Origin of the sequence: Micromonospora foliorum (genome assembly GCF_022229015.1) — a bacterium.
Classification (GTDB): domain Bacteria; phylum Actinomycetota; class Actinomycetes; order Mycobacteriales; family Micromonosporaceae; genus Micromonospora; species Micromonospora foliorum.
This window is the reverse complement of sequence record NZ_JAKKFF010000065.1, coordinates 1-25571: the sequence shown is the minus strand read 5'-3', so window position 1 is coordinate 25571 and position 25571 is coordinate 1. Positions and strand designations below refer to the sequence as shown.

The 25571-nt window shown below is 71.2% G+C and carries 23 protein-coding genes and 1 pseudogene; 9 read left to right on the top strand and 15 right to left on the bottom strand.

Annotated elements, in window-relative coordinates; all coding sequences use genetic code 11:
• Positions 1-88 precede the first annotated feature (88 nt).
• Entirely contained in the window at positions 89-1816 is a 1728-nt protein-coding gene (locus PSH25_RS05770; RefSeq protein WP_238658014.1) for a bifunctional metallophosphatase/5'-nucleotidase, read from the bottom strand.
• Positions 1817-2094: 278 nt separating this feature from the next.
• Between PSH25_RS05770 and PSH25_RS05765 the strand changes: the two genes are divergently transcribed.
• A complete protein-coding gene (locus PSH25_RS05765) occupies positions 2095-2892 on the top strand; it encodes an alpha/beta fold hydrolase (protein WP_238658013.1) in 798 nt (265 codons plus the stop codon).
• Positions 2893-3019: 127 nt separating this feature from the next.
• Here the strand turns inward: PSH25_RS05765 and PSH25_RS05760 are convergent, their stop codons facing one another.
• Together PSH25_RS05760 and PSH25_RS05755 are read right to left on the bottom strand one after the other, a co-directional pair.
• Positions 3020-3670 (bottom strand): histone deacetylase, encoded by a 651-nt coding sequence (locus PSH25_RS05760; protein ID WP_238658012.1) that lies wholly within the window; start codon positions 3668-3670, stop codon positions 3020-3022.
• A 10-nt stretch (positions 3671-3680) separates the two neighbouring features.
• A complete protein-coding gene (locus tag PSH25_RS05755) occupies positions 3681-4460 on the bottom strand; it encodes a phosphodiesterase (protein WP_238658011.1) in 780 nt (259 codons plus the stop codon).
• 244 nt (positions 4461-4704) lie between these two features.
• Here PSH25_RS05755 and PSH25_RS05750 point away from each other — a divergent pair, with 244 nt between their 5' ends.
• On the top strand, positions 4705-6069 hold the full coding sequence (locus PSH25_RS05750; protein ID WP_238658016.1) for a GGDEF domain-containing protein: 1365 nt from the start codon (positions 4705-4707) through the stop codon (positions 6067-6069).
• A 177-nt stretch (positions 6070-6246) separates the two neighbouring features.
• Here the strand turns inward: PSH25_RS05750 and PSH25_RS05745 are convergent, their stop codons facing one another.
• The gene (locus PSH25_RS05745; RefSeq protein WP_238658010.1) at positions 6247-7308 is read right to left on the bottom strand and encodes an aspartate-semialdehyde dehydrogenase; all 1062 of its coding nucleotides are present in this window, start codon (positions 7306-7308) and stop codon (positions 6247-6249) included.
• Between the two features lie 5 nt (positions 7309-7313).
• Positions 7314-8579 carry an aspartate kinase gene (locus PSH25_RS05740; protein ID WP_151491046.1) on the bottom strand — a complete coding sequence of 422 codons (1266 nt, stop codon included), beginning with the start codon at positions 8577-8579 and terminating at the stop codon, positions 7314-7316.
• A 257-nt stretch (positions 8580-8836) separates the two neighbouring features.
• Here PSH25_RS05740 and PSH25_RS05735 point away from each other — a divergent pair, with 257 nt between their 5' ends.
• Both PSH25_RS05735 and PSH25_RS05730 read left to right on the top strand, forming a co-directional pair.
• Positions 8837-9625 (top strand): hypothetical protein, encoded by a 789-nt coding sequence (locus PSH25_RS05735; RefSeq protein ID WP_238658009.1) that lies wholly within the window; start codon positions 8837-8839, stop codon positions 9623-9625.
• An 85-nt stretch (positions 9626-9710) separates the two neighbouring features.
• Positions 9711-10262, top strand: coding sequence for a nitroreductase family protein (locus tag PSH25_RS05730; protein WP_238658008.1), 552 nt, complete (start codon positions 9711-9713; stop codon positions 10260-10262).
• 13 nt (positions 10263-10275) lie between these two features.
• Here PSH25_RS05730 and PSH25_RS33895 read toward each other — a convergent pair whose 3' ends face one another.
• Positions 10276-11331 carry an ArsR/SmtB family transcription factor gene (locus tag PSH25_RS33895; RefSeq protein WP_238658007.1) on the bottom strand — a complete coding sequence of 352 codons (1056 nt, stop codon included), beginning with the start codon at positions 11329-11331 and terminating at the stop codon, positions 10276-10278.
• Between the two features lie 9 nt (positions 11332-11340).
• On the opposite strand from PSH25_RS33895, the gene PSH25_RS05720 reads away from it, so the two are divergent.
• Both PSH25_RS05720 and leuA read left to right on the top strand, forming a co-directional pair.
• Positions 11341-12612, top strand: a complete 1272-nt coding sequence (locus PSH25_RS05720; RefSeq protein ID WP_238658006.1) for an MFS transporter — start codon at positions 11341-11343, stop codon at positions 12610-12612.
• Positions 12613-12848: 236 nt separating this feature from the next.
• Positions 12849-14618 (top strand): 2-isopropylmalate synthase, encoded by a 1770-nt coding sequence (gene leuA, locus PSH25_RS05715; protein ID WP_238658005.1) that lies wholly within the window; start codon positions 12849-12851, stop codon positions 14616-14618.
• 29 nt (positions 14619-14647) lie between these two features.
• Here the strand turns inward: leuA and PSH25_RS05710 are convergent, their stop codons facing one another.
• Entirely contained in the window at positions 14648-16141 is a 1494-nt protein-coding gene (locus tag PSH25_RS05710; RefSeq protein ID WP_238658004.1) for an MFS transporter, read from the bottom strand.
• Positions 16142-16248: 107 nt separating this feature from the next.
• Here PSH25_RS05710 and PSH25_RS05705 point away from each other — a divergent pair, with 107 nt between their 5' ends.
• Complete coding sequence (locus PSH25_RS05705; protein ID WP_238658003.1) at positions 16249-16905, top strand: HNH endonuclease family protein; 657 nt, start codon at positions 16249-16251, stop codon at positions 16903-16905.
• Positions 16881-17270, top strand: a complete 390-nt coding sequence (locus tag PSH25_RS05700; RefSeq protein WP_238658002.1) for a hypothetical protein — start codon at positions 16881-16883, stop codon at positions 17268-17270. Before PSH25_RS05705 ends, PSH25_RS05700 begins: the two co-directional genes overlap by 25 nt.
• A 24-nt stretch (positions 17271-17294) precedes the next feature.
• On the opposite strand, the gene PSH25_RS05695 is transcribed toward PSH25_RS05700, so the two are convergent.
• The 7 genes from PSH25_RS05695 to PSH25_RS05665 form a co-directional block, all read right to left on the bottom strand.
• The gene (locus PSH25_RS05695; RefSeq protein WP_238658001.1) at positions 17295-18398 is read right to left on the bottom strand and encodes an ABC transporter ATP-binding protein; all 1104 of its coding nucleotides are present in this window, start codon (positions 18396-18398) and stop codon (positions 17295-17297) included.
• Positions 18395-19408, bottom strand: a complete 1014-nt coding sequence (locus tag PSH25_RS05690; RefSeq protein WP_238658000.1) for an ABC transporter ATP-binding protein — start codon at positions 19406-19408, stop codon at positions 18395-18397. Before PSH25_RS05690 ends, PSH25_RS05695 begins: the two co-directional genes overlap by 4 nt.
• 7 nt (positions 19409-19415) lie before the next feature.
• Positions 19416-20378 (bottom strand): ABC transporter permease, encoded by a 963-nt coding sequence (locus tag PSH25_RS05685; protein WP_238657999.1) that lies wholly within the window; start codon positions 20376-20378, stop codon positions 19416-19418.
• Entirely contained in the window at positions 20375-21379 is a 1005-nt protein-coding gene (locus PSH25_RS05680) for an ABC transporter permease (RefSeq protein ID WP_145778530.1), read from the bottom strand. Before PSH25_RS05680 ends, PSH25_RS05685 begins: the two co-directional genes overlap by 4 nt.
• A gap of 85 nt (positions 21380-21464) precedes the next feature.
• On the bottom strand, positions 21465-23126 hold the full coding sequence (locus PSH25_RS05675; RefSeq protein WP_238657998.1) for an ABC transporter substrate-binding protein: 1662 nt from the start codon (positions 23124-23126) through the stop codon (positions 21465-21467).
• A gap of 313 nt (positions 23127-23439) precedes the next feature.
• Positions 23440-24033, bottom strand: a complete 594-nt coding sequence (gene recR / locus PSH25_RS05670; RefSeq protein WP_238657997.1) for a recombination mediator RecR — start codon at positions 24031-24033, stop codon at positions 23440-23442.
• Between the two features lie 8 nt (positions 24034-24041).
• Positions 24042-24350, bottom strand: a complete 309-nt coding sequence (locus PSH25_RS05665; RefSeq protein WP_238658015.1) for a YbaB/EbfC family nucleoid-associated protein — start codon at positions 24348-24350, stop codon at positions 24042-24044.
• Between the two features lie 201 nt (positions 24351-24551).
• On the opposite strand from PSH25_RS05665, the gene PSH25_RS05660 reads away from it, so the two are divergent.
• Entirely contained in the window at positions 24552-25238 is a 687-nt protein-coding gene (locus PSH25_RS05660; protein ID WP_238657996.1) for a DUF998 domain-containing protein, read from the top strand.
• Between the two features lie 63 nt (positions 25239-25301).
• Here the strand turns inward: PSH25_RS05660 and PSH25_RS05655 are convergent.
• A pseudogene (locus PSH25_RS05655) lies at positions 25302-25571 on the bottom strand (DNA polymerase III subunit gamma and tau); the annotation flags it as partial.

Sequence of the window (25571 nt, the reverse complement as noted above, 5' to 3'; positions counted from 1 at the left end):
CGCGGGCAAGCGCACGGCGCGGCGGTGTTGGGGACGGGTCGGGCCCCGGAGCTGGTGCTCCGGGGCCCGATCGTCGCGGGGTCGGCCGTCAGGCGGCGGGGACCTCGGCGGTGGTGCGGATCCGGTCCAGCGTCGGTGCGGAGACCGGCGACTGGGCGGTCAGGTACGCCACGAACGCGTCCAGGTCGATCTGGCCGGTGACCAGGTTCGTCCCGCCGGTGAAGGTGCTGAAACCGTCACCGCCGCCGGCCAGGAAGTTGTTCACCGTCACCCGGTAGGTGGCGGCGGTGTCAACGGCGGTGCCGCCGATGGTGAGGCTGCCCCGGACCACGCGGGTGCCGGCGCACGGGTTGGCCGCGGTGGCGCTGGTGCCGTTCAGGTCGACCACGTAGCCCAGCGTGGCCGACGGGTACAACGTGCGGCCGGTGACGAACTGCTGCTCCAGGACGCAGTAGAGCTGCGCGCCGGTCAGGTCCAGCGTCACCAGGTTGTTGGCGAACGGCTGCACCGTGAACGCCTCCCCGTAGGTGACCGGACCGGCGTCCAGGGGCGCGCGCACCCCGCCCGGGTTCATGAGGGCGGCCACCGCGCCCTGCTCGTCATCGGTGGCGGCGAGTTGGGCGTCCGCGATCAGGTTGCCGATCGGGGACTCTCCGCATGAGTTGGGCACCTGCGGCGAGCAGGTGCCGAGCAGGTTTTCCTGCGTCGTGAGGAGGGCGGTGGCGGTCACGCCGACCTGGCGGTCGGCGACCGGGCCGAGCACGGCCTTGTACCGGTCGATCAGCTCGGTCTGCCGCGGGTCCTTGGCCACGTCGCGGGTGACCACGACGTTGTTCGCGGCGGCGGACATCACGTCCCCGCTCCGACGGTCGATCTTGAGGTCGATGTCGGTGATCAGGCGACCGAACGAGCTGGCGCTGGTGACCAGCTTGCCGTTGATGTCGCAGTTGTACGCCTGGTGGGTGTGCCCGCTGACCACCACGTCAATCGACGGGTCCATCCGGTTGGTGATGTCCACGATGGGCCCGGTCATGCCGACGCAGTCGTTGATGCCGCCGGTCGACGCCTGGGCGCCGCCCTCGTGCAGCAGCACGACGATCGCCTCCACGCCCTTGCGGCGCAGCTCGCGCGCGTACCGGTTGGCGGTGTCCGCCTCGTCGGCGAAGCTGAGGCCGGCGACGCCCTGCTGGCTGACGATCTGCGGGGTGCCCTCCAGGGTCATCCCGATGAAGCCGACCTTGACGCCCTGCACCTTGTGGATCGCGTACGGCGCCATCAGCGGCTTGCCGGTGGCGGTCGTGAAGGCGTTCGCGGACAGGTACTGGAAGCCCGCACCTCGGTACGGGGTTCCGTCGGCGCAACCGTCCACCGGGTGGCAGCCGCCGTTCTGGATCCGCAGCAGCTCGGCGGCGCCCTCGTCGAACTCATGGTTGCCGACGCTGGCGTAGTCCAGCCCGGCCATGCTCAGCGCCTCGATGGTCGGCTCGTCGTGGAACGCGGCGGAGAGCAGCGGGGACGCGCCGATCAGGTCACCGGCGGCGACCGTGATGGTGTTCTTCTTCTTGGCTGCGGCACGCAGCTCGGCAAGATGGGTGGCCAGGAACTCGACGCCGCCCGCGGTCTGCCCGGCGATGGTGCCGCTGGACCCGGTCGGCGGTTCGAGGTTGCCGTGGAAGTCATTGAGGGCGAGCAGAGTGACGTCGACCGGCTTCGGCCCGGCGTCGGCCTGCTCAGGGCTGGTGGCGACCGCGCCGAAAGCGGCCACCGCGAGCGCGGTCAGGCCGACAGCGGCCCGACGCATCCCGGGTATGAACATGAATCTCCTTGTGAGAATCGGCGCGTACGGTGCCCGGCCTCTGGGTCGACCGGGCCGCCGACGGACGCCGTCGGAAGGGTCGCGGATGGCGGCGGTTGAGCACGGCCCCCGCCCCGACAGCCTCTCATCCGCACGCCGACCGGTCGACCCAGGCGACACATCGGAGCAGGGGGTACGTCGAACCCAAGATCGATCAGCGTTTGACGCGGTCTGCCGGACAGTGTCGGACCGAGGGTCTAGAAAGGACGGGACAGCCAACGAGGAGTGGGGGCGGCATCGTGAGCGGAACGACACCCGTGGCGGAGCAGGTGCGATCGGTCGACGGCACGCCCATCGCGTTCGAGCGGTCCGGGGCCGGGCCGGCGGTCATCCTGGTCGGCGGCGCGTTCAGCGATCGCAACGCGACCCGTGACCTGGGTGCGGCACTGGCACCGGATTTCACCGCCTTCAGCTATGACCGTCGGGGTCGGGGCTACAGCGGCGACACCGCACCGTACGAGGTCGGCCGCGAGATCGACGACCTGGCCGCACTGATCGCGGCGGCAGGTGGTTCCGCCGCCGTCTACGGCATCTCCTCCGGGGCCGTCCTGGCCGCCCTCGCCACCGCACAGGGCCTGCCGGTGACCACGTTGGTCATGTTCGAGCCACCGTTCCAGGTCGGCCCGCACGTGGGCGTCCGCAAGGACATCACCCCGCGGCTCATCGAGCTGATCGCCGCCGACGACCGGGACATCGCGGTGGAGACCTTCCTCCGCGACTCGGTGGGGCTGCCGGCCGAGCAGATCACCGCGATGCGGTCGCAGCCGATGTGGGGTGGGCTGACGGCGGTCGCGCACACCCTGGTGTACGACGCGATCATCACCGCCGGAGGGCGACTCCCCGCGGACCGACTGGCGGCCATCACCGCGCCGACCCTCGCACTGGACAGCACCGGCAGTCCGCAGTGGTTGCGGGACGCGAGCCGGGCTGCGGCCGACGCGGTTCCGGGCGGCCGGTCGGTCAGCCTCGACGGCGGCTACCACGACGTGCCGCCGACGACGTTGGCCCCCGCGCTGCGCGAGTTCCTGCTCGGTTGACGGCACCAGCACAGCGCCCGAGCAGCCCGCCACCCAACCAGCGCACCCCCAACTAGCACGCCACCCAACCAGCGCACCACCCGAGCAGCACACCACCCACCTAGCGGGCCGGCAGGAATCCGGCAGGTCAGCCGTTGACCAGGGCCTCGTCGACCAGGGCCGCCACGGCGTCCGGTGGCCAGGTGTCGGCCACGCCGGGCCGGACCGCCAGGTAGCTGGCAATCCGCTCGGCCGGCCAGCCGTGCGACTCGCGTAGCCCTCGGGCGATCATGCCGAGGTAGATCGGCGCGGGTGGTCGGCACCGCACGGCTGACGCCCCCTCGGGGGCGGTGAAGGTGAGCATCGGAACGCCGTCGCGGCTGCCCGGGCAGACCAGCGTCTCGTACCGTCCCGGGCCGAGTGTGGCCCGTCCGTTGGCGACGGCGGCGTCGATGGCCGCGCCGGTCGCCGGGACGAGGTCGCCCGTGTCGCCCGGCGGGCGGTACATCTCCTGTGCCGCGATGTCGGTGAACTGCTCCAGGGTGACCAGGTAGGCGCGAGCCGCGGCCTCGCCCGGCAGGTGTGGGTCGTAGAAGGCCATGCCGCCGGTCCAGGCACCGGACTCGCCGGCGAAGTAGATGCCGCCGGGCAGCGACACGGGCACCGACCGGCTCGGTGGTCGCCGGTCGCGGCAGCCCGGGTACGTCCGCTTTCCGCCGGGTGGGCAGCCGCCACCGATGTACCAGGCCAGCCGGGCGGCGTGCATGTTCGAGCCGTACGAGACGTACCAGACCAGCACGATGACGCTCTCAGAAGCCGCAGGTCTGCCCGGCGGAGTGGCTCACCTGCACGGTGTGGGTCACGCAGCCGCCGGCCTCGACCGAGTGCAGCAGGAAGGCGGTGGGCTCGTTGACCCACCCGATCTGCTCGTCGACGCTCATGGTGAGCGTGCTCTGCTTCCACGTGCTGGGTGCCACGGTGAGGACGGTGCCCGCGTACGCCGTGGTGACCGGGCGGTGCAGGTGCCCGGCGGCGACCCGTACGACGTGCCGGTGCCGGCCGATCACCTCGGCGAGCGCGGCACCGTCGGCGAGGCGGATGGAGTCCGCCGCGGGGATGCCGACCGCGACCGGCGGGTGGTGCAGGAAGATCACGGCGGGCACCTCGGGCCGTCCGGCCAACACCCCGTCGAGCCAGCCGAGCTGCTCCTCGCCGAGTTGGCCGCCGTCGCTGCCGGGGACGAGCGAGTCGAGCACCACGACGGACGCCGCCTTGTGGTCGACGTGGTAGTAGGCCGAGAAGCCGCCGCCGAGCCACGGTGTGCCCCCGAACGCGTCGAGCAGGGACTCCCGGTCGTCATGGTTGCCGGTGGCCAGGTGCACCGGCAGCGGGAACCGGCCGATCACCTCGCGCAGCGCCGCGTACTCGTCGGGCTGGCCGTGGTCGGCCAGGTCGCCGGTGATCACCACGCACTCCGGTCGGGGTCGCAACGCCAGCACCCGGCCGAGCGCTCGGTGCAACCCGGCGGCCGGTTCGGCGGCGAGCAGGCCGGTGGTCAGGTGCGGATCACTGAGCTGGGCGATGAGCATGGGCTCGCCTCCTCGGCGCCGGGATGCTCCACGCTATCGCCAGGCGCGGCGTCCCGGGGGCACACGTCCACAGGCTGCGTCCACAGCCTGTGGATAGCACGTGTGTACGAAGCTCGGCTGGGTCCCAGCCACCGTGAGTACGCTTGATCGAGCGGTTCGGCGCTGGCCGGGCCCCTCCCCTACCTGGAACGACGTGCGAGTAGATCATCAGCGAGTCATCCGCGACGTCACCGGCCGCCTGCCGATGGCGTCGAGCACGCCGGAGGCGTGTCGGTGGGCGGTCACCGCACTGTCCCGGCACACCCCGGCGACCATCTCCGTGCTGCTCGCGGCCCACGACCGCCTGCGCTGCGTCGCGGCGACCGGGGCATGGCAGGTCTTCGCCACCGTGCCGGCGCGGACCGGCATCGTCGGTCGGGTGTACGCGACCGGCGTACCCGCCGTCGTTCCGGACGTCACCCTCGACCCGGACTACCTACCGGTACGCCCGGACGTGACCGCCGAGCTGTGCGTACCGGTGCTGGATCCGACGGGTCGGGCGATCGGCGTACTCGACCTGCAGTGGAGTGAGCCGACGGACCTGGAGCCGTGGCGGGACACCGCGCAGCGGCTGGCCGACGGGCTCGGCGCGCGGGTCGCCGCCCTCGGGGGCCCACCGGCGGAGAGCCGCAGCGAGAAGCTGCTCCGGCACGCCGCCGCGCTCTCCTCCGCACCGACCGAGGGGGAGGTGATGGGGGTGGCGGCCCGGGCCGCCCGGGAGGTCTCCACCCTCTCCACCGCGCTGCTGCTGCTCGGCGGTCAGCTCGGCCCGTCCCCGGCGACGCCAAGTGACCTGGAGACCCGGATCCGTGCCGAGTTGGCCGGGGCGGGTCCGGCCGCTCTGGACCGGATGGTCGACCGGGCACACCGCTACGGCGCCGGGTACACCCTGGGCGAGCCCGGGCATCCCCCGACCGAGGACTACCGTCCGCTGACCCGGGCGGGGGTACGCACGCTGGTCGCCGTGCCGGTCGGGCCGACCGACGCGGGCGGGGTGTTGCTGGTCGCCGACGAACGCGCGCTGCGTCCGGACCCGACCACGGTCAGCCTGATGGAGTTGCTCGCCGGCCAGGCCTGGACGAGCGTGGACCGACTGCGCACGTTGGCCCGGCTGCGGGAGCAGGCCAGCTCCGACCCGCTGACCGGGTTGCGGCACACCGGCCCGTTCGGGCAGCGGATCGCGGCGGCCACCCCCGGGCGTACGGCCCTGCTGGCGATCGACGTGGACGGCTTCAAGACCGTGAACGACACGTACGGCCACCAAGCCGGCGACCGGGTGCTGGTCGGGTTGGCCCGGGCGCTGGAGGGCGCGCTGCGGCACGGCGACGAGTTGTACCGGATCGGCGGCGACGAGTTCGTCGCGGTGATCGAGGTGAGCCGCCCGGAGGAGGCGGTCCGGATCGCCGAACGGCTCACCGAGGCGGCCCGACGCATCGGCCGCACGATCAGCGTGGGTGTCGCACTCCCCCGCCCTGGCGAAACCCCCGACCGCACCCTGAAGCGGGCCGACCAGGCCCTCTACGCGGTGAAGCGCCAGGGCCGAGACGGCGTCCTGCTCTCCGCCGCCTAACCCCGCCCGCGTCCGCCGTCCGCGCCCGTCCGCGCCCGTCCGCGCCCGTCCGCGCCCGCCCGCGTCGATCATGCAGTTGTGGTGCTGCACATAACCCTCGATCGGTCGCATTTCGCCCACCACAACTCCATGATCCACGCCGCTGGTGGACAAGCCTGAGCCGGCGGGGGTGCGGGGTTAGGGGTTGCGGAGCTCTTTGGCCAGGAGTTCGGCGATCTGGGCGGTGTTGAGAGCCGCGCCCTTGCGGAGGTTGTCGCCGGTGACGAAGAAGTCGAGGGCGCGGGGGTCGTCGAGGGCGCGGCGGATCCGGCCGACCCAGGACGGGTCGGTGCCGACGGCGTCGATCGGCATCGGGAACTCCCCGGCTGCCGGGTCGTCGACCAGGATCACCCCGGGCGCGTTGCGCAGCGCCTCGCGGGCGCCCTCGGCGTCGACCTCGGTGGCGAAGACCGCGTGCACGGCGACCGAGTGGGCGGTGACCACCGGCACCCGGACGCAGGTGGCGGAGACCTTGAGGTCGGGAAGGCCGAGGATCTTCCGCGACTCGTTGCGGATCTTCATCTCTTCCGACGACCAGCCGCTGTCCGCCGGTGAGCCGGCCCAGGGCACCACGTTGAGCGCCATGGGCGCCGGGAACGGGCCCAGGTCGTCGCCGACCGCCTGGCGTACGTCGCCGGTGCGCGAGCCGAGCGCCCGATCGCCGGCGACCTTGGCGAGCTGGTCGTGCAGGATGTCGACGCCGGACTGCCCGGCTCCGGAGACCGCCTGGTAGGAGGCGAGCACCAGCTCGCGGAGGCCGTACTCGCGGTGCAGCGGCGCGACCGCGACGATCATCGCGAGGGTGGTGCAGTTGGCGTTGGCGATGATGCCCCGGGGCCGGTTGCGGACCTGCTCGGGGTTGATCTCCGGAACGACCAGCGGGACGTCGCGGTCCATCCGGAACGCGCCGGAGTTGTCGACCGCGATGGCGCCCCGGGCGACGGCGATCGGCGCCCACTCGGCGGAGACCTCGTCGGGCACGTCGAACATGGCCACCTGGACCCCGTCGAACGCCTCGGGGGTCAGCGCCTGGACGACGAGTTCCTCGCCCCGGCAGCGCACCCGACGCCCGACGGAGCGCTCGGAGGCGAGCAGCCGGATCTCACCCCAGACGTTGCGTCGCCCGGTGAGCAGCTCGCACATCACGGTGCCGACGGCACCGGTCGCTCCGACCACGGCGAGGGTGGGCAGCGCCGTCATCGGCGCTACCTACCCGTCCCCGCGTAGACCACGGCTTCGGTGTCGCCGCCCAGCTCGAACGCGTCGTGGATGGCGCGGACGGCGGCGTCGAGGTCGGTGTCCCGGCAGACCACGGAGACCCGGATCTCGGAGGTGGAGATCATCTCGATGTTGACCCCGGCCGCGCCGAGCGCGGCGAAGAAGCCGGCTGCCACACCGGGGTGCGAGCGCATGCCCGCGCCGATCAGCGAGACCTTGCCGACGTGGTCGTCGTAGAGGAGGCCCTTGAACTTGACCGGCTCCTGGATCTTGCTGAGCGCCGCCATCGCGGTGGGGCCGTCGGCCTTGGGCAGGGTGAACGAGATGTCCGTCCGGCCGGTGCCCTCGGTGGAGACGTTCTGCACGATCATGTCGATGTTGATCTCGGCGCCGGCGACGGTGTCGAAGATCCGCGCGGCGGCACCCGGCTCGTCGGGCACCCCGACGATCGTGATCTTGGCCTCGCTGCGGTCGTGCGCGACCCCGGTGATCAGTGCCTGCTCCACGGAAAGGTCCTCCATCGATCCGGTGACCATCGTGCCGGTGTTGGTCGAGTATGACGAACGGACGTGGATCGGCAACCCCGCCCGCCGGGCGTACTCCACGCTACGCAGGTGCAGCACCTTCGCGCCGCACGCCGCCAGCTCCAGCATCTCCTCGTAGGTGATGTGCCGGATGTGCCGGGCGTTGGGCACGATCCGCGGGTCGGCGGTGAAGATGCCGTCCACGTCGGTGTAGATCTCGCAGACGTCGGCGTGCAGGGCGGCGGCGAGCGCCACGGCGGTGGTGTCCGAACCACCGCGGCCCAGCGTGGTGACGTCCTTGGTGTCCTGCGAGACGCCCTGGAAGCCGGCCACGATGACCACCGACCCCTCGTCGAGCGCGCCCTTGAGCCGCCCGGGGGTGACGTCGATGATCCGTGCGCGGCCGTGCACCGAGGTGGTGATCACGCCGGCCTGCGAACCGGTGAACGAGCGGGCTTCGTACCCCAGGTTGTGGATGGCCATGGCCAGCAGGGCCATGGAGATCCGCTCCCCGGCGGTGAGCAGCATGTCCAGCTCGCGGCCCGGCGGCAGCGGGCTGACCTGGTTGGCCAGGTCGAGCAGCTCGTCGGTGGTGTCGCCCATCGCGGAGACCACCACCACCACGTCGTCGCCGGCCTTGCGGGCGGCGACGATGCGCTCGGCCACCCGCTTGATCCGCTCGGCGTTGGCGACGGAGGACCCGCCGTACTTCTGCACCACGAGTGCCACGACGGTGGACTCCCTCCCAGCGACCCTGAGCGTGCCGACGCCGCCGGAACCGGGGCCGGCGGCGCGTGTCAGACCCCATGAGGGTATCCGGCGGGTAACGACGCCGGGTCAGGTGATCCCACCATCCGGCCCGCCCGGGGCCGACCGGGCCGGTCCCGCCAGGTCGGGCGGTACGTAAGAACCCCTCGCCCGACACGCCGGGACGAGCCGGTACGCGTCGGCACCCACCAACCGCCCACACCCACCAGAATGGGCCGGTGCCCGTCCTCATCCGCTCGGCCGGCCGCGTGCTCGGGCCGCTCGTCCTCGCCCTGCCTACCCTCCTGGTCGCCTGCACCAGTGAGCAGCCTCCGACCCCACCGCCCGCCGATCCGGGGCCGGTCGAGGTGGAGGCCGCACGGGATGAGCTGGCCGCGCTGGCCGCGGCGGCTCAGGACCGTCACCTGGTGGCCCAGTACGTGTACAGCCGGGCGGGCGAACCGGATCGCACCATCGTCTTCACCAGCGCGAACGACGGCAGCTGGCGGGTCGACGTGCCGGGAGGCGCGTTGGGCGGCACCGCCGATGTCTCGATGGCCAGCACGGCCGACGGGCTGTTCCAGTGCGCCCTGCCGTCGGCCGGTCATACCGAGTCGGCGAGTTGCGTACGCCTGGGTGATCGCGACGACGCGATCCCCCGTCGGTCGGACCCCCGGGTCCAGCACCCGCTCACCGACTGGCTGGACGTGCTCACCGACCGACGTGCCCCCTTGGCGGTCGCGCCGGCCAACGCGCCCGAGGGCGTCACCGGCACCTGCTACTCGGTGGACTCCACCTCGGCGTCGCTCAACGCCCCGCTGGACGTGGGCATCTACTGCTACGACGGGGACGGCACGCCGACCGGCGTCCGGACCGGGGCCGGGACGCTGAGGCTGGCCGCCGCGCCCGGCCCGGCGCCGGCCACCGTGCAACTGGCCGGCCCGGTGGTGGTCGACCGGGAACCGCTCGACACCGCGGCGCCGCCGACCCCGGACCCGTCGGGAAGCCCCAGCGCGGGAACGCCCTGATCTTCGTCCCGTTACGGGTGCTATTGCCCACATTCAGCCACCCCACCCCGAGAGGGCGAATCACCCATACAGGACGATCCGTCGTATGGCCGACCTCACCCCGCTGCTCGCCTACCGCTGGAGTCCGCTGGCGTTCCACCCCACCGGGGAGTTGAGCGCGAGCGATGCGTCCTCCCTGTTGGAAGCGGCCCGCTGGGCACCGTCACTGGGCAACCGCCAACCCTGGCGGTTCACCCTCGGTCACCGCGACGACGAGACGTGGAAGCGGATCCTGGTCAACCTGCCCGAGCGCGACCAACGGTGGGCACACCGTGCCGCCGCGCTGCTGCTCGCCGCACACGTCGACGGCGACACCGCACCGGACGCCACGCCGCCCGACGGAGCGGCGTACGACCTGGGCCAGGCGGTCGCCCATCTCACCGTGCAGGCCACCGCGCTCGGGCTGCACGTGCGGCAGGTGCTGACCGTGGACCGCGCCGGACTCGCCGTCGACCTGCACCTGCCCCCCGACGTGCGGCCGTACGCGGTGCTCGTCGTCGGGCAACTCGGCGACCCGCTGAGCCTGCCGGCGGACCTCGTCGCCGAGGAGACCGGGTTGCGCCGCCGCCGACCGCTGGCCGAGCTCCTGCTCGGCTGACCGCTCGCCGGTCCTACTCGCCGCGGCTCGCGCGAAGAAGGACCGCCGCGGCCTCGGTGTTGCGATACAGGACGTGCCGGCCCTGCCGGGACCTGCCGACCAGGCCGGCGCCGTGCAGCGCCGCCAGGTGCTGGGAGACGTTTCCGGCCGACATCCCGGTGAGTCGGGCCAGGTCGGTGGTGGTGGTCGCCGTGTCGAGCAGGTGCAGCAGCGCGGCTCGCCCCGGGCCGATAACCCGCGCCAACGGGTCGCCGGGCGGCGGCGCGACCGCCTCCCAGAGCGTGCCGACGGCACGGACCGGGTACGCGCCGGCCGGCAGCGAATCCTCCAGCAGGTTCCACAGCACGTGCTGCTCGGTGAACACCGTCGGGTTCAGCGCCAGCCCGCGACCGCGAAGGTCGAAGTCCCGCTCGAACGTGTCGTCGCTGATCACCCGGTCGCCGTGCCAGCGCAGGCTCGGGTGGAGCTGCTCGAACAGCCGCCCGGCACCGCCCTCGGCGAGCTGAGCGGCGCGGTACGCCACGTCGGCGTCGAGCAATGCACGCATCCGTGGCCAGTCCGGGGCGATTGCCTCGTCGTACCAGACCCGCACCGCGTCGACGACCTGCGGCAGCAGCCCGCCGGGGTCGGCGAGCAGCGCCCGCCCGAACGGGCTCAGCGGTTTTTGCCAGGTGGTCGACAGCAGGTCCTGGACCACCACGTCCGGCGGCGTGGCCGCGATCTGGTCGAGCTGCTCGGCCATCTCCACGTTCGGCCGGGCCGCCGGGGTGAGGAAGTCGGGCAGCCAGCGACCCGGCACGACCAACCCCACCAGAGGTCGGACCCGGTCGGCCACCTCGGGACGCCGCAACGTCACCCGGGCCCGGTCGACCCAGGGCAGGTGCACCGCGTAGCGGACCGGGTTGGCCAACGCCCACATGCTCATGACCGTCTCGTTGACCGGTGACACGGCCAGCCGCACTCCCGCCACGTCGGCCACAGTGAACCGCAACTCGGACACGCCCACCCCCGGCAGCAGGATTCGGTCCAGCCTAAAAGACTCGACCGGGGTCAGGGGAACCCCGTTCACTCACCGACCATGGGGACCAGAGAAACCATCCGCACCGCCGTCCGAGACGTCGTACCGCCGGCCGGGCTGACCCGCGCCCTGGCCGTGCAGGCCATGGTCTACGCCGTCGGAAGCGGCCTGTTCCACGCCGGCAGCGCCGTCTTCTTCACCCGGGCGCTCGGGCTCAGCGCCGCCCAGGTCGGGTTGGGGCTGTCCATCGCGGCGGGGGTGTCGCTGCTGGGCACGGTGCCGCTGGGCGGGCTCACCGACCGGTACGGACCGCAGCGGGTCTGGGTGGTCGGGCTGGTGCTGAACGGGGCGCTCTTCGCGACGTACCCGTTCGTGGGCGGCTTCGCCGGTTTCCTCGCCGTGGTGGTGGCGCTGGCCGCCGTCGACGCCGCTGTCGGCGTGGCCCGGCAGGTCTACTCGATCAACGCGCTCCCCCCGGCCGAACGGGTCACCGCGATGGCGTACCAACGCTCGTCGCTGAACGTCGGCTTCGGGCTCGGCGCGGTGATCAGCGGCCTGGTGCTGGCGGTGGACACGATCACGGCGTACCGGGGAATGGTCTGGTTCATCTCGACTGTCTTCCTGGTGACGGCCCTGTTCGTGCGGCGACTGCCCCGGCTGCCCCAGGTGGCCCGACCGGCGGAGCCGATGAGTCGGCTCGCCGTGCTCCGGGACCGGCCGTTCATGGCGGTGTCCCTGCTCTCCGGGCTGCTCACCGCACACGGGGTGCTCTACCTGACGGTCATGCCGCTCTGGATCCTCACCCACACCGACGCCCCGAAGACGGTGATCGCCGGGCTGGTGCTGCTCAACACGATCCTGATCGTGCTGCTCCAGGTCCGCGTCAGCCGAGGCGCGGACACCGCGGCGGGCGCGGCCCGGGCCTCCCGCCGGGGCGGGCTGCTGATCGCCCTGTTCTGCCTGGTCCTGCCGATCTCCGGGGTCACCCGGGGCGTGCTCACCGTCGTGGTGCTGGTGGCTGCCGCATTGCTGCTGATCCTGGCCGAGCTGATCGAGTCGGCGGGCAGCTGGGGGCTCACCGCCACCCTGCCGCCGGCCGACCAGCGAGGTGCGTACGTGGGGGCGCTCGGACTCGGCGTGCAGGTCCAGTATCTGATCGCGCCGGCGGGGCTGACCGCGCTCGGGGTGACCACCGGCGGGTGGGGTTGGTTACCGACGGCAGCGATCTTCGTGCTGGTAGCGGTGGCTATCGTGCCCGTGGTGGCCTGGGCGCAACGGACGCCGAGGCTGGGTGCCGAGGCCGCAGCGCCGGCCATGACTCCGGTCCCATAGTCCGGACCTGTCTTTCCACCCCCCGTTCCATCACGTAGGGTGACCTGGTCATGTGGCGGGCGCTTCTCCTCCTTAGCCGCCGCGACGAGGCCTGACCGGCCGGCACCTCGTCGCGGAGTCGCATCGCGCCGTCCAGCACATCCGAACTTCCTCTCGGCACCGCCGCGCACCGTCGCCCGGCACCCGCCGACACCTTCCGATCTGCTGACGCCACATGTTCCAGGGAGCACTCTGAGATGGCTCAACCTGTCACCGACGCCGAGACCGATCCCGACGCCGAGACCGATCCAATCGCCCGGCAGCGCCCCAGCCGGATGCCGTACCACCGCTACCAGCCGTACCGGGAGCAGTTCCGGGTCGAGCTGCCGGACCGCACCTGGCCCACCCGCACCGTCGAGGCCGCCCCCCGCTGGTGCGCCGTGGATCTCCGCGACGGCAACCAGGCCCTGATCGACCCGATGTCGCCGGAGCGCAAGCGCCGGATGTTCCAGCTGCTGGTCCAGATGGGCTACAAGGAGATCGAGGTCGGCTTCCCGTCGGCCAGCCAGACCGACTTCGACTTCGTCCGGCAGCTCATCGACGACGACATGATCCCGGACGACGTCACCATCCAGGTGCTCACGCAGTGCCGGGAGCACCTGATCGACCGGACGTTCGAGTCGCTGCGCGGCGCGAAGCGGGCCATCGTGCACTTCTACAACTCGACCTCCACCCTCCAACGGCGGGTGGTCTTCGGTCTGGACAAGGACGGCATCGCCGACATCGCCACCACCGGCGCGCGGCTCTGCCAGAAGTACGCGGAGATCCACACCCCGGACACGGAGATCTTCTACGAGTACTCGCCAGAGTCCTACACGGGCACCGAGCTGGAGTACGCGCTGGAGGTCTGCTCCCGGGTGATCGACGTGATCGACCCGACCCCCGACCGGCCGCTGATCATCAACCTGCCGGCCACCGTCGAGATGGCCACCCCCAACGTGTACGCCGACTCGATCGAGTGGATGCACCGGCACCTGCCGCGCCGGGACAGCGTGGTGCTGAGCCTGCACCCGCACAACGACCGGGGCACCGGCGTGGCCGCCGCCGAGCTGGGCCTGCTCGCCGGTGCCGACCGCATCGAGGGCTGCCTGTTCGGCAACGGTGAGCGCACCGGCAACGTCGACCTGGTGACGCTGGGGCTCAACATCTTCTCCCAGGGCATCGACCCGATGATCGACTTCTCGAACATCGACGAGATCCGGCGAGCCGTCGAGTACTGCAACCAGCTGCCGGTGCACGAGCGCCACCCGTACGCGGGCGACCTGGTCTACACCGCCTTCTCCGGCTCGCACCAGGACGCCATCAAGAAGGGCTTCGACGCCCTCACCGCCGACGCGAAGGCGGCCGGCGTACCGGTGGACGAGCACACCTGGGCGGTGCCGTACCTGCCGATCGACCCGAAGGACCTGGGCCGCACCTACGAGGCGGTCATCCGGGTCAACTCGCAGTCCGGCAAGGGCGGCGTCGCGTACATCATGAAGAGCGAGCACCAGCTGGACCTGCCGCGCCGGCTCCAGATCGAGTTCTCCGGGGTCGTGCAGCAGGTCACCGATCACGACGGCGGCGAGGTCGACCCGGCCGCCATGTGGGAGATCTTCGCGACGCACTACCTGCTCGACCACCAGCCCGACCCGGCGGTCCGGCTGGCCGGCTACACGATCGGCACGGCCGACGGCAAGGTCGAGATCGAGGCCCAGGTCGGTGTGGGCGGCGAGCAGCGGTCCCTGGCCGCGGTCGGCAACGGCCCGATCGACGCGTACGTCAACGCGCTCCAGTCGGTCGGGGTGGGCGTACGGGTGCTCGACTACCACGAGCACGCGCTCTCCTCCGGTGGTGACGCGCAGGCCGCCGCGTACGTGGAGTGCGAGGTGGACGGGAAGACGGTCTGGGGTGTCGGCACCGACGCCAACATCGTCACCGCGTCGATCAAGGCGGTCACCAGCGCCGTCAACCGCGCCCGCCGCTGACCTGAGCGCGACACCCCCGAGGTGGATCCCTACTTCGGGGGTGTCGCGGCGGGCAGCGAGTGGCAGGGCTGGGACGGCGGGGCTTCCCGGGGCGGTCGGTGGACCAGCACGAGGGCCAGCACCGCGCCGGCCAGGAGCAGCCCGGCACACCACTCCATCGCGCCCCGGAACGCGTCGGTCAGTTCGGCCTTCTGCTCGTACCCGCCGCCGGAGAGCCCGACCAGCAGCGGCAGCGCCGCCACCGCGAGCAGGCCGCCGGCCCGGGACGCGGCGTTGTTGAACCCGCTGGCCACCCCGGAGAACCGGTCCTGCACGGCGGCCAGCACCGACGCGGTCAGCGGTGCCACCACCAGGGTGAGCCCGATGCCGAAGAGCAGCACCCCGGGCAGCACGTCCCGCCAGTACGACGCGCCCGGTCCGACGCCGCGCAGCAGCAGCAGGCCGACCGCGGCGACCACCGGGCCGATGGCGAGCGGCAGCCGGGGGCCGATCCGCGCCGACAGCGCGCCGGCCCGGGCGGACCCGACCAACAGCAGCAGGGTCATCGGCAGCAGCGCGATGCCGGTGCGGAAGGCCGACCACCCGACGACGTTCTGCAGGTAGACGGCGAAGAAGAAGGTGAAGCCGCCGAGTGCCGCGTAGACGACAACGGTGAAGAGGTTCAGCACCGAGAAGAGTCGGCTGCCGAACAGCCCGGTGGGCAGCATCGCGGCGTCGCCGCGCCGCCGTTCCAGCAGGACGAAGGCCACCGCGGAGAGCACCCCGACCGCCGCCGCGATCAGCACCTCGGCGGAGTCGAACCCGCGGGCCGGCGCGTCGATCAGGGCGTAGGTGACGCCGGCCAGCGCGAGCGCTCCAAGCAGGGCTCCGGCGACGTCGAACCGCCGCCGGGTCCGACCCCGCCCTTCGGTGCGGGAGGCGCTCTCGTCCCGGCTCTCCGGCACCCAGCGCAGGGCGGCCAGCAGCACCAGCAGGGCGATCGGCAGGTTGAGGAAGAAGATCCAGCGCCAGGAGAGCGCGTCGATCAGCCAGCCCCCGATGAACGGTCCCAGCGCGGTGGACACTCCGGACAGCCCGGCCCAGGCGCCGATCGCCCGGCCCCGGTCGTCGGGATGGAAGCTCGCCTGGAGCACCGACAGCGACCCGGGCGTGAGCAGCGCACCACCGGCGCCCTGGAGGAACCGGGCCCCGATCAGCCATCCGGTGCCCTGGGCCAGCCCGCACAGCACGGAGGCGGCGGTGAACCAGACCACGCCGACGAGGAAGACGCGTCGTCGGCCGAAGCGGTCCCCGAGTGCGCCGCCGAGCAGCACGAACGCCGCCAGCATCAGCAGATAGCCGTTGATGGTCCACTGGAGATCGGCCACGTTCGCGCCGAGGTCCTGCCCGAGCTTCGGCAGCGCCACGTTGACGACGGTGCTGTCGAGGAAGACCATGCCAGAGGCGAGTACGGCGGCGAGCAGCGTGCCTCGGCCGGCGGTGGTTCCCATCCGGAGGGGGGACGCCGGTACGGGTGCGGTCATCCCACCAATCTGCCTTGCATCATGTGGGAGACGCCACGAAACGCCGAAACCGTGCCCGGGTACTGTGCGCAATCGCCGGGAGCCCCCAAGCTGGAGAGGTGTCGTCTGTGCGTACCAGATCAGGACCGCGAGCGGCGGTGGCCGCGCTTGCCGCGGCGCTGGCGCTCGGCGTGGCCGGTTGCGTCCCGCAGGATGAGCCGACCGCACCGCCGCCGAGCGACGGCGGCAACGCCGCGGAGCAGCTGAGCCAGCTCACCGTCGCTACCGCCGGCTCGATGAAGGGTTACAGCCGGGAGCGTTTCCCGCACTGGCGGGACACCGGCAAGAACTGCGATGTCCGGGACAGCATCCTCCAGCGCGACGGCAAGGACGTGAAGCTCTCCGGCTGCAACGTGGTCGGTGGGCGCTGGGAGAGCGTGTACGACGGTCGCAGCTTCTCGGATCCCTCCGACGTGGACATCGACCACATGGTGCCGTTGGCCAACGCGTGGCGCTCGGGTGCCGACGAGTGGGACAACGCGAAGCGCGGCGATTTCGCCAACGACACCACCCGTCCGCAGCTCTTCGCGGTTTCGGCCTCGTCGAACCGGGCAAAGGGTGACCAGGACCCGTCCCAGTGGAAGCCGGCCAACCGGTCTTACTGGTGCAAATACGCCCAGGACTGGGTGACGGTCAAGCACTACTGGCGGCTGACGGTGACCACCGCCGAGAAGGCCGCCCTGACCGACATGTTGGAGGGTTGTTCAGTGGGGAGCGATTCGTGACCGCAGCCGAGGAGAGCGGCCCGTCCGCCGCCGGCATGACCGCGGACGGCACCGCGGAAACCCCCGCCGCCGTGCCCGGCGCCGGCATGGTCGCGGATTCGGGCGGCGCGGCCGGCCCGCAGAGCCGCACCACCGACATCGTGCCCGGCCCCGGCGGTGTGATGACCGACGAGGTCGGCGTCGTCACCGGTGACCTGACGCTGCGCACCGAGTACGCCGACGGCAAGGTCACCCTGCGGGTGCAGTACAAGGACGCGGACGAGTGGTACGCGGTGACCGGCGCGTCGGTCGCGCTGGCCGACCCGGCCGGGCTGGACGCGGTGCACGGCGTCGCGGTGGGGCTGCTGAACCGCCCCGAGGGCTGACGAGCGCCGGCACCGCGTCCAGTCTCAGACGTACGAGCCGGGCTCGGTGGGCGCGGAGACCACGCCCGGCGCGTCCCCCTCGCCCTCGGGTCGGACGATCTGCGCGCTGACCCCGTGCGGGCGCAACTCGCCGCTGGCGATCTGCTCGGCGAAGTGGCAGGCCACCCGGCTGACGCCGATGTCCCGCAGCACCGGTCGCTCGTCGGCGCAGCGGGTGGGCTGCGCCCACGGGCAGCGGGTGTGGAAGCGGCAGCCCGACGGCGGGTTGGCCGGCGACGGCAGGTCACCGGCGAGCAGGATCCGCTCCCGGCGGTCCTCGACATCCGGGTCCGGCACCGGCACCGCGGACATCAGCGCCCGCGTGTACGGGTGCAGCGGCTCGGTGTAGAGCCGGTCGCTCGGCGCCTCCTCGACCAGCGCCCCCAGGTACATGACGCCGACCGTGTCGGAGATGTGCCGGACCACCGCGAGGTCGTGCGCGATCACCAGATAGGTCAACCCCAGGCTGTCCTGGAGTTCGTCCAACAGGTTGACCACCTGCGCCTGGATCGACACGTCGAGCGCCGAGACCGGCTCGTCGGCGACGATCAGCTCCGGCCCGAGCACCAGCGCGCGAGCGATGCCGATGCGCTGCCGCTGCCCGCCGGAGAACTCGTGCGGGTAGCGGGACAGCGCCCAGCGCGGCAGCCCGACCGCGTCCAACGTCTCGCCGATGATCCGCCGACGGTCGGTGCGGTCGGTGCCGATCCCGTGGGTCTGCAGGCCCTCGGTCAGGATCGACTCGACGTTCTGCCGGGGGTCGAGGCTGGACATCGGATCCTGGAAGATCATCTGCATCCGGCGACGCATGCTGCGCAGCTTGCCGGAGGGCAGCGTGGTCAGCTCGACGCCGTCGAAGCTGACCTCGCCGGCGGTCGGCGGGGTGAGCTGGAGCAGCGCCCGGCCCAACGTGGACTTGCCGCAGCCGGACTCACCCACCAGGCCGTACGTCTTGCCCCGCGCGATGCTCAGGTCGACCCCGTCGACGGCCTTCACCTGGCCGACCACCCGGTCGAAGAGCACCCCCCGCTTGATCGGGAAGTGCACCTTCAGGTCGCGCACCTCGACGAGGATGTCGTTCTCGCTCACGCTCGTTCCTCCTCGCGCGGGGCGGGCACCATGCCCGGCAGCGGCTCCGGGTTGACGCACCGGTAGCTCCGTCCGTCGTGCGCGTGCACCAGCTCAGGCGGCTCACCCACACACTCGTCGACCCGTCGGGCGCACCGCGGGGCGAAGGCGCAACCGTCCGGCCACGGCAGCAGGTCGCGGACCGAGCCGGGAATCGGGTTGAGCTTCTCGCCCCGCCCGGCGTCCAGGCGAGGCACCGAGCCGAGCAGACCCACGGTGTACGGGTGACGCGGCTGGCGGAACAGCGGACGACGGCGGGCCGTCTCCACCACCCGGCCGCCGTAGAGCACGTTGACCGTGTCGCACATGCCGGCCACCACGCCCAGATCGTGCGTGATCATCAGCAGCGCGGTGCCGGAGTCCCGGACCAGTTCCTTGAGCAGCTCCAGGATCTGGGCCTGGATGGTGACGTCCAGCGCGGTGGTCGGCTCGTCGGCGATCAGCAGCCGAGGCTGGCAGGCCACCGCCATCGCGATGAGCGCACGCTGGCGCATCCCACCGGAGAGCTGGTGCGGGTACTCCTTGAGCCGCCGCTTCGGGTCGGGGATGCCGACCCGGTCCAGCAGCGCCGCCGCCTCCTTCGCCGCGGCCTCGCCCTTCATCCCCCGGTGCCTGGTGAGCACCTCGGTCACCTGCAAGCCGATCGGGATCACCGGGTTCAGCGAGGAGAGCGGGTCCTGGAAGATCATCGCGATGTCCCGACCCCGGATGTCCCGCCGCGACCGGTCGTCGAGCTGGAGCAGGTCGGTGCCGTCGAAGACGGCCTTGCCGCCGACCCGCAGGCCGGGCTGCTTGGGCAGCAGACCCATGATCGCGAGCGAGGTGACGCTCTTGCCGCAACCGGACTCGCCGACCAGGCCGACCACCTCACCGGCGTCGACCGAGAAGGACACCCCGTCGACCGCGTGCACGGCGCGCTGGCCGCGGCGGGCGAACGTCACGGCGAGATCTTCAACTTCGAGCAGTGCCATTGCGGGCCTACTTCCGCAGCTTCGGGTCGAGGGCCTCGCGCATCGCCTCACCCAGCAGGGTGAAGCCGAGCGCGGTGATGATGATCGCGACCGCCGGGTAGATCGCCAGCGACGGCCGGATGCCGAGGTACTGCTGCGCGTCGGCGAGCATGACGCCCCACTCCGGTACGGCCGTGTCCGGGTTACCGAGGCCGAGGAAGGAGAGCGCCGCGGCCTCGATGATCGCGGTGGCCAGGGTCAGCGTGGCCTGCACGATCACCGGGGCGAGCGAGTTGGGCACCACGTGGGTCAGCGCGATCTTCGACTTCTTCACGCCGAGCGAGGTCGCCGCCAGCACGTAGTCGCTGTTGGCCTGGGAGATCATCGAGCCGCGCAGCAGCCGGGCGAACACCGGCACCGAGACCACACCGACCGCGATCATCACAGTGGTCAGGCTGGCCCCGAGCAGGGCGGCGATGCTCACCGCCAGCAGCAGGCTCGGCATCGCCAGCAGCATGTCGATGAAGCGCATCAGAGTGGTGTCGATCCACCGCCCCCACCGGCCACCGAGACCGGCCGCGGCGCCGGAGACGCCACCGATCAGCGCGCCGATCGCCAGACCGATCAGGGTGGAGACCACACCGACCAGCAGGGTCTGGCGGGCACCCACGATCATCCGGCTGAACTCGTCACGGCCCTGGTGGTCGTAACCGAACCAGTGGTCACCGGTCGGGCCGGGAATGACACCCGGCTTGATCAGCCCTTCCCGGATGCCGATCGTGTCCGTCGCGGCGTACGGCACGAGGAACGGGCCGACCACCGCGACCAGCACGAAGAGCGCCAGGATGACGGCGCCGACGATCGCTGCCGGGTTACCGCGCAGCCGGCGGAACGCCTCCTGCCAGAGGCTGACGCCCCGCTCGTCGTCACGGGCGGCCAGTTCGGAGAGCCGGTCGATCTTTTCGCGCTTCTTGCCCGGGCTGAGTGTCATCGCACCCTCACCCTCGGGTCGATGAAGCTGTAGGAGAGATCGACCAGAAGGTTCACCAGCACGTACACCACCGCGATGATCAGGATGAAGCCCATCAGCACCGGATAGTCGCGTTGGCCGATGGCCTCGGCGACGAACGCTCCGATGCCACTGAAGGCGAAGACGGTCTCGGTCAGCACCGCGCCGGAGAGCAGGCCACCCGCGAGCAGACCGATCGAGGTGGCCACCGGCAGCATGGCGTTGCGCAGGACGTGCCGGCGACGAACCGTCTGCTCGGTCAGGCCCTTCGCCTCGGCGGTCCGTACGAAGTCCTCGTTCAGCACCTCCAGCACGCTCGCCCGGGTGATCCGGACGATGATCGCCAGCGGAATGCTGGCCAGCGCGATGCTGGGCAACACCAGATGCCAGAGGGCGTCGGCGGCGGCGTCCCACTCACGGGTCATCAACCCGTCCAGGACGAAGAAGTTGGTGACCCGGGTCGCTCCGAGGGTCGGGTCCTGCCGGCCGCTGGACGGGAACCAGTGCAGGTTCTCCGAGAAGATCGCTTTGAGCACGTAGCCCAGGAAGAAGACCGGGATGCAGATGCCGATCAGCGAGCCGCCCACGGACGCGTGGTCCAGGAAACGGCCGCGACGACGGGCGGCCAGGTAGCCCAACGGGATGCCGACACCGATCGCGATGATCATCGCGGTGATGGTCAGCTCGACGGTGCCGGGGAAGCGCTCGATGAACTCCGTGGTGACCGCCCGCTTGGTGGAGGTCGAGGTGCCCAGGTCGAGCTTGATCAGCCGCCGTACGAAACGGCCGTACTGCACCAGGATGGGCTCGTCGAGCCCCATGTTGCGGCGGATGGCGGCACGCATCTCGGGCGTGCCGCGCTCGCCGAGGATGGCGGTCTCGGGGCCACCGGGGAGTCGGCGGAGCCAGATGAAGAGCAGGAGGGAGAGCCCGAACAGCGTGGGTATCAGCTGAAGCAGGCGCCTGACGATGAACCGGAACACGGCGGCCTCGAAGGGGTGCGGAGGGTTGCGGGCGGGCGCTGTGCGACAGCGCCCGCCCGCGTTCCTTGCTGCGTCAGATCAGGACTTACTTGAACTCGGCGGTCGCGTACCGCTCGTCGGTGAGCGGGCTGGCCTTGACGCCGGTCACGTCCTTGCCGAACACGATCGCCGGCGGCGAGTGCGAGATCGGCACACCGGGCAGGAAGTCCATCACGGACTTGTTCAGGGCCTTGTACTTCTCGGTCCGGGCCGCGATGTCGGCGGTGCCGTCCGCGTCCTTGAACTGGTCGAACAGGGCCTTGTTGTTGAAGCCCCACTCGTCCTTCGGCCGGTCGAAGAAGGTGCCGATGAAGTTGTAGGCGTCGCCGTAGTCACCGGTCCAGCCCAGGAAGTGGATGTCGTGCTTGCTACCCGAGGTGGTGGCGTTCAGGTAGTCCGGGCTCCACTTCAGCGGGATCGCCTCGACGGTGATGCCAACGGCCTTCAGGTCCGCCGAGAGCAACTCGAAGATGTCCTTCGGGTTCGGCATGTACGGCCGGGTGACCTCGGTCGGGTAGTGGAACTTCAGCGTCAGGTTCGACGCGCCGGCCTCGGCCAGCAGCGCCTTCGCCTTGGCCGGGTCGTAGGTGTACTTCGTGACGTCACCGTTCCAGCCCTCGACGGTGTCCGGCATGAAGTTGTCGGCGACCTTGGCGCCCGGCGGCAGCTTGGAGGTGACCAGCTGCTGACGGTTCAGGGCGTACGCGATGGCCTGCCGGACCCGGAGGTCGGCGAGCTTCGGGTTGCCCTTCTGGTTGATCGCCAGGTAGAGCACGTTGAACGCCGGACGGGTGAGGACGTTGAAGCCCTCGCTCTTCAGCGGGTCGACGTCGGCCGGGCCGACCAGGTCGTAGCCCTGGATGTCACCGGAGCGCAGCGCCTGCTTGCGGGCGTTCTCGTCCGAGATCGTCTTGAAGATGAGGGTCTTCAGCTTGGCCTTGGTGCCCGAGTAGTCCTCGTTGCGCTCCAGGGTCAGCGTCTTGTTCGCGACGTCCCAGGCCTTGAACTTGAACGGGCCGGTGCCGGTCGGGTGCGCCGTCGCGTACGCCGGGTACTTGATGTCCTCGGCGGTGCCCGCGACGTTGCTCGCGTCGAACTCCTGCAGCGCCTTCGGGCTGTGGATGGAGAACGAGGGGAGCATCAGCGCGGCCGGGATCTTGCTGGAGACCCGCGTGAAGGCCAGGTCCACAGTGGTGGCGTCCTTGGCGGCGCAGGACTTGAAGAGGCTCGGCGGGAGATCGGCGTTCTCGTTCTTGGCGAAGCCGCCCATGACGTCCTGCCAGTACGCGGTCACGTCCGGGCTCTGCATGAGGCCCTTGGCGTTGTACCAGCGGTTGAAGTTGGCGCAGACGGCCTCGGCGTTGAAGTCGGTGCCGTCGTGGAACTTCACGCCCGAGCGGAGCTTGAAGGTCCAGGTGGTGCCGGCGGCGTCCGGGGTCCAGGACTCGGCCAGGCCGGGGGTGACCTTCGTGCCACCCTCCTCCGGTCGGACCAGGGTCTCGAAGACCTGACGCGCCACACGCAGCGACTCACCGTCGCTGGCGAAGCTCGGGTCGAGCACCTTCGGGTCTCCGGCGACGCCGAAGACGAGGGTGTCCTTCTTGCTACCACCGGATTTGTCGTCGCGGTTGCTCTCGGCGCAGCCTGCTACCGCGAGGGCCGCGACCGCGATGGCCGCGATCGCGACCTTCGGCCTGGGTGCACGCATGTGTGCTTCACCTCGTCCTTGGGGGTACGGACAACGTGGTGACAGGGGTCACCGATGGCGGTGACCATAGCTCCCGAGGCGTCCACCCGGAAACCGGTGAGTGGACGGTTGGTATCGGATCGTGCCTAAACCGCCGCTTGACATTCGATTCGTAGGTCAACAGCGGCAAAAACCGATCAATCAGCACCCGCGATGCCAAACTGTTACGTCGAACAGCCCCGATGAGGGCACAGGTGTCAGATCATTTCCGGGCAGAGACGCAGCGGCGGCCGGCACCCGTGTGGGCGCCGGCCACCGGCCGTACATCAGGGGATCAGACCGCGCGGCGCCCCTCGAAGGCCCGACCGAGGGTGATCTCGTCGGCGTACTCCAGATCGCCGCCGACCGGCAGCCCGCTGGCCAGCCGGGTCACCGAGATGCCCATCGGCTTCACCATCAACGCCAGGTAGGTGGCGGTCGCCTCGCCCTCGGTGTTCGGATCCGTGGCCAGGATCAACTCCCGCACCCCACCGCCACCGAGCCGGATCATCAGCTCCCGGATGCGAAGGTTGTCCGGGCCGATCCCCTCCAGCGGATTGATCGCCCCACCGAGCACGTGGTAGCGACCGCGGAACTCACCCGTCCGCTCGATGGCCACCACGTCCTTGGGCTCCTCCACCACGCACAGCACCTCCTCGGTGCGGCGCGGGTCGCGGCAGATCCGGCACTGCTCGGACTCGGCCACGTTGTAGCAGGTCGTGCAGAACCGCACCAACTCCTTGACCTTGCGCAGCGCGCCGGCCAGCCGGTTGACGTCGGCCGGATCCGCCGACAGGACGTGGAACGCGATCCGCTGAGCGCTCTTCGGACCCACGCCCGGCAGTCGACCCAGCTCGTCGATCAGATCCTGGATGGCACCTTCGTACATCTGCCGGCTCAGAAACCGGGCAGGCCGAGGCCGCCCATGCCGCCGGCGACCGGGCCCATCTTGCTCTCGGTCAGCTCCCGGGCCGCCTCGGCGGCGTTGTGCACGGCCGCGACGACCAGATCCTCCAGCGTCTCCACGTCGTCCGGGTCGACGGCCTTCGGGTCGATCTTGATGGCCTTGAGCTCACCGGAACCGGAGACGGTCGCGGTGACCAGACCACCACCGGCGGTGCCGGCCAGCTCGGCCTCGGCCAGCTCGGCCTGGGCGGCGGCGATCTGCTGCTGCATCTTTTGCGCCTGCTTCAGCATCTGCTGCATGTTCGGCTGTCCACCTGGGCGCACGGGATGGCTCCTTCTCGCACTCGTCTGCTCGACCGCCGCTCAGCCTATCCGCTGGGACCGACCTCGCCCCGCCCGGTGCGTCCGCCCACGCCGAGCCTCCCGGTACGGCTACCACTACCCCGAACCCGCCATCTGGGGGTAGTGCGCCCGGACCCGTCGCACTGGTCTGCTCGTGGCATGAACCTCAACCGCACCGGCCGGGTCGGCGCGCTGTGCTGGCTCGCGGCCGCACCCCTCTTCCTCGTCGCCAGCCTGGTCACCGGGCTGCGGTGGCGCGAGCCCACCTACAGCTGGGCCACCCACAACATCAGCGACCTCGGCAACGCCCACTGCGGCATCTGGGACACCACCCGCCCCCGCTACGTCTGCTCGCCCTGGCACCCACTGATGAACACCGCGACGCTGGCCACCGCCGTACTGCTCGCCGTCGGGCTCCTGCTGACCTGGCGAATCCTCGGCCGCGGCCCGGTGGTGCGCTCGGCCCAGACACTCCTGCTGCTGGCCGCCGGCGGATACGCCCTCGCGGCCCTCTACCCGGCCGACGTCGACGAGAACCTGCACGTCCTCGGCGCATTCCTGATCATGGGGATGGGCAACGTCGGCCTGCTCCTCGCCGGCTTCGCGCCCGGCAGCACGACGCTCGGCCGGTGGCGGCGGCTCACCCTCACCGCCGGGCTCATCGCGCTGGCCGGGACGACGCTGTTCGCCGCCCAACAGGGTCTAGCTATCGGGGTAGGCGGCATGGAACGAGTAGCCGTCCTGCCCTTCCCCCTCTGGGCCTGCTGCCTCGGCGTCCTACTAGCCGAGCCGTCCACCGCCCCCGCCCTCGCCCGCGTCGATCATGGGATTGTGGTGCCGGAATAGGTCAGCGACGGGCGTTTTGTCACCCACCACAACTCCATGATCGACGGGGCAGGGGGTCGGGGGTTAGCGGGCGTCGACTTCGTTGATCTTTTCGGCGCCGAAGGTCTCCCGGAGCAGTCGTACCGCCTGCTCCTCGCTGGACTCCCGCGCGGTCTTCTCGTCGATGATCTCGTCCAACGGCTCGTCGCCCGGGTCGAACCCCTCAAGGGCCGGGGCCGGGGCCGCGCCACCGGAACGGCCGCCGGCCCGCGCCGGGCCGTCGTAGTCCGGGTCGTAGGGCGGCTCGCCGGCCCATTCGGCGTCCGCGACTGGCCGGGCTGCCGCTCCGGTACG

What these genes read in the sequence shown, in the direction of transcription:
- recR (WP_238657997.1), bottom strand. Translation starts at nt 24,033, where the DNA reads ATGTACGAAGGTGCCATCCAGGATCTGATCGACGAGCTGGGTCGACTG.
- PSH25_RS05730 (WP_238658008.1), top strand. Translation starts at nt 9,711, where the DNA reads ATGGCCGACCTCACCCCGCTGCTCGCCTACCGCTGGAGTCCGCTGGCG.
- PSH25_RS05710 (WP_238658004.1), bottom strand. Translation starts at nt 16,141, where the DNA reads ATGACCGCACCCGTACCGGCGTCCCCCCTCCGGATGGGAACCACCGCC.
- PSH25_RS05750 (WP_238658016.1), top strand. Translation starts at nt 4,705, where the DNA reads ATGGCGTCGAGCACGCCGGAGGCGTGTCGGTGGGCGGTCACCGCACTG.
- PSH25_RS05675 (WP_238657998.1), bottom strand. Translation starts at nt 23,126, where the DNA reads ATGCGTGCACCCAGGCCGAAGGTCGCGATCGCGGCCATCGCGGTCGCG.
- PSH25_RS05690 (WP_238658000.1), bottom strand. Translation starts at nt 19,408, where the DNA reads ATGGCACTGCTCGAAGTTGAAGATCTCGCCGTGACGTTCGCCCGCCGC.
- PSH25_RS05770 (WP_238658014.1), bottom strand. Translation starts at nt 1,816, where the DNA reads ATGTTCATACCCGGGATGCGTCGGGCCGCTGTCGGCCTGACCGCGCTC.
- PSH25_RS05745 (WP_238658010.1), bottom strand. Translation starts at nt 7,308, where the DNA reads ATGACGGCGCTGCCCACCCTCGCCGTGGTCGGAGCGACCGGTGCCGTC.
- leuA (WP_238658005.1), top strand. Translation starts at nt 12,849, where the DNA reads ATGGCTCAACCTGTCACCGACGCCGAGACCGATCCCGACGCCGAGACC.
- PSH25_RS05755 (WP_238658011.1), bottom strand. Translation starts at nt 4,460, where the DNA reads ATGCTCATCGCCCAGCTCAGTGATCCGCACCTGACCACCGGCCTGCTC.
- PSH25_RS05720 (WP_238658006.1), top strand. Translation starts at nt 11,341, where the DNA reads ATGGGGACCAGAGAAACCATCCGCACCGCCGTCCGAGACGTCGTACCG.
- PSH25_RS05665 (WP_238658015.1), bottom strand. Translation starts at nt 24,350, where the DNA reads ATGCAGCAGATGCTGAAGCAGGCGCAAAAGATGCAGCAGCAGATCGCC.
- PSH25_RS05685 (WP_238657999.1), bottom strand. Translation starts at nt 20,378, where the DNA reads ATGACACTCAGCCCGGGCAAGAAGCGCGAAAAGATCGACCGGCTCTCC.
- PSH25_RS05660 (WP_238657996.1), top strand. Translation starts at nt 24,552, where the DNA reads ATGAACCTCAACCGCACCGGCCGGGTCGGCGCGCTGTGCTGGCTCGCG.